The organism is Acidobacteriota bacterium (assembly GCA_012729555.1).
In the GTDB taxonomy this organism is placed as follows: Bacteria; Acidobacteriota; UBA6911; order UBA6911; family UBA6911; genus UBA6911.
Genome location: JAAYCX010000046.1, coordinates 1 through 2,656, shown reverse-complemented (window position 1 = coordinate 2,656; position 2,656 = coordinate 1). Strand labels below are relative to the sequence as shown.

Annotated in this window: 2 protein-coding genes; both read right to left on the bottom strand. The window is 66.3% G+C overall.

Annotation, left to right across the window (positions count from 1 at the left end; genetic code table 11):
• A partial coding sequence (locus GXY47_09450) for an acyl-CoA carboxylase subunit beta (GenBank protein NLV31368.1) occupies nt 1-1,234 on the bottom strand: 1,234 nt, incomplete at its 3' end.
• Between the two features lie 16 nt (nt 1,235-1,250).
• A partial coding sequence (locus tag GXY47_09445; GenBank protein ID NLV31367.1) for a methylmalonyl-CoA carboxytransferase subunit 5S occupies nt 1,251-2,656 on the bottom strand: 1,406 nt, incomplete at its 5' end.

Sequence of the window (2,656 nt, the reverse complement as noted above, 5' to 3'; positions counted from 1 at the left end):
TCGCCAGGTAGGCCCCGCCGTAGCTCTTGCGCAGGATCACGGTGATTTTCGGCACCGTGGCGGCGGAATAGGCGAACAGGAGCTTGGCGCCGTGGCGGATGATCCCGTTGTGCTCCTGCTGCACCCCGGGGAGAAAGCCGGGGACGTCGACGAAGGTGAGGAGCGGGATGTTGAAGGCGTTGCAGAAGCGGATGAAGCGGGAGGCCTTGTTGGAGGCGTTGATGTCGAGCACGCCCGCCTGGACCGACGGCTGGTTGGCGATGATGCCCATCGGGCTGCCGGCGATGCGCGCGAAGCCGACGACGATGTTCATGGCGTACCCCGCCTGCACCTCCAGGAAGTCGCCGAAATCGACCACCCGCGTGATCACGTCGCGCACGTCGTACCCCTTCTTGGGGTTGGCGGGGATCACGTCGTCCAGTTCCGGGTTGGGGTCGACGCTGGGGTCCCCCTCGGCCTGCGGCGGGTCTTCCAGGTTGTTGGCGGGCAGGAAGCTCAGCAGCTTCTGGCACAGGGCCACGGCGTGGTTGTCGTCCTCGGCGATGAAGTGGATGACGCCCGAATTGGCCATGTGGGCGTCGGCCCCCCCCAGCTGCTCCGCCGTCACGTTCTCCCCCGTGACGCTCTTGATCACCGAGGGGCCGGTGATGAACATCCGCGCCTGGCGGGTCTGGATGATGAAGTCGGTCAGGGCGGGGCTGTAGGCCGCGCCGCCGGCGCACGGGCCGCAGATGAGCGAAATCTGGGGCACGGCGCCCGAAAGCATGACGTTGGTGTAGAACACCTTGCCGTAGCCGGAGAGGGAATCGATCCCCTCCTGCACGCGCGCTCCGCCCGAATCGTTGATGAAGACGAAGGGGGAGCCCGTTTTCAGGGACTGCTCCATGATTTCGGCCACCTTGATGGAGTGGACCTCCCCGGCGGAACCGCCGGAGACGGAAAAGTCCTGGCTGGCCAGGTGCACCAGCCGGCCGTCGATGGAGGCGGCCCCGGTCACCACGCCGTCGGCCGGGAACTCTTTCCCCGCCATTCCGAACAGGACCGAACGGTGCTCGGCGAACAGGCCCGTTTCCTCGAAGCTGTTCGGGTCCACCAGGGTCTCGATCCGTTCGCGCGCCGTCAGTTTCCCCTCTTTGTGCTGTTTTTCCAGCTTGTCGGCGCCGCCGCCCAGCATCGCCTGCTTGCGCCGCTTCCGCAGTTCCTCGATTCTTTCCTGCATGGTCATATTGGACATGTCGAATGATCCCCCTTTAGGCCGGTGTGACCGTGACCTGGTGCGTGATTCCTTTGAGCTTTACGTTGTAGGTGATGGGCGAGCGCACGGGCCCCTTGCCGTTGTCGGCGACGGGGGCCGCGGCCGGCGCGGCGGCCGGTTGGGCGCCCGGGTCCTTGCCCAAGTTCTTCGGCCCCTCGTCCCGGGTGGCGAAGAACTTGGGGGCCACCTGCGGGAACATGGCGTAGGTCAGCACGTCCTCGTCCGACCCGTTGCAGCCGGGCAGTTCCAGCGCCGCCTTGCGCAGGTCCTGCCATTCCGGCTTGAGCAGGTCGGCTGGGCGGCAGGTGATCGGTTCCTTGGTGGATTTGCCGGCCGCGATGGCGATCACCTCCGGATTGCGCGGGCCGATGGTTTCGCCGTAGTACCCCAGCATCAGGTCGACGAATTCGCCCGTCAGCACCTTGTATTTGCCCATCAGGACGTTGAAGACCGCCTGGGTGCCGACGATCTGGCTCGAGGGGGTGACCAGGGGCGGGAAACCCGCGTCGGCCCGCACCTTCGGGACCTCCGCCAGCACCTCGGCCATGCGGTCGCCCGCCTTCTGCTGCTTCAGCTGGCTCTCCATGTTGGAAATCATGCCTCCGGGGATCTGGCTTTCGAAGATCTCCGTCTCCACCCCGGTGATGTTGGAGAGGAACTCCTGGTACCGGGGGCGGATCGAGTTGAAGTGCTGCTTGAGCTTCAGGATGCGGCTCTTGTCCAGGGCGGTGGTGAATTCGGTTCCCTGGAGCATCTCGACGACGCTCTCGGTCGGGTTGTGGCCGGGGCCCAGGCTGAGCGGGCTCAGCGCGGCGTCCACGCAGTCGGCGCCCGCCTCGATCGCCTTCATCAGGCTGACCAGGGTGACCCCGGTGGTGGCGTGCACGTGAACCTGGACGCGGGTCTCCTCGCCGCAGGCGTCCTTGATCCCCCTGACGAGGTCGTAGGCCGCCCGGGGTTTCAGCAGCGCCGCCATGTCCTTGATGCAGATGGAGTCGCACCCGCGGTCCAGCAGCTTCTTCGCCAGGTCCACGAAGCCCCCGGTGGTGTGCAGCGGGCTGACCGTGTAGCTGATGGCCCCCTGGGCGTGCTTGCCGGTGCGCCGGACTGCAGCGACCGCGCGCTCGAGGTTGCGGATGTCGTTCAGGGCGTCGAAGACGCGGAAGACGTCGATCCCGGTCTCGGCCGCCTTCTCGACGAAGCGGTCCACCACCCCGTCTTCGTAATGGCGGTAACCGAGGAGGTTCTGCCCGCGCAGCAGCATCTGCAGCCGGGTGTTGGGCATCAGCTTGCGGAAGGTGCGCAGCCGCTCCCAGGGGTCTTCATTCAAAAATCGGATGCAGGAGTCGAACGTGGCGCCCCCCCAGCATTCGACGGACCAGTACCCCGCCTTGTCCAGGT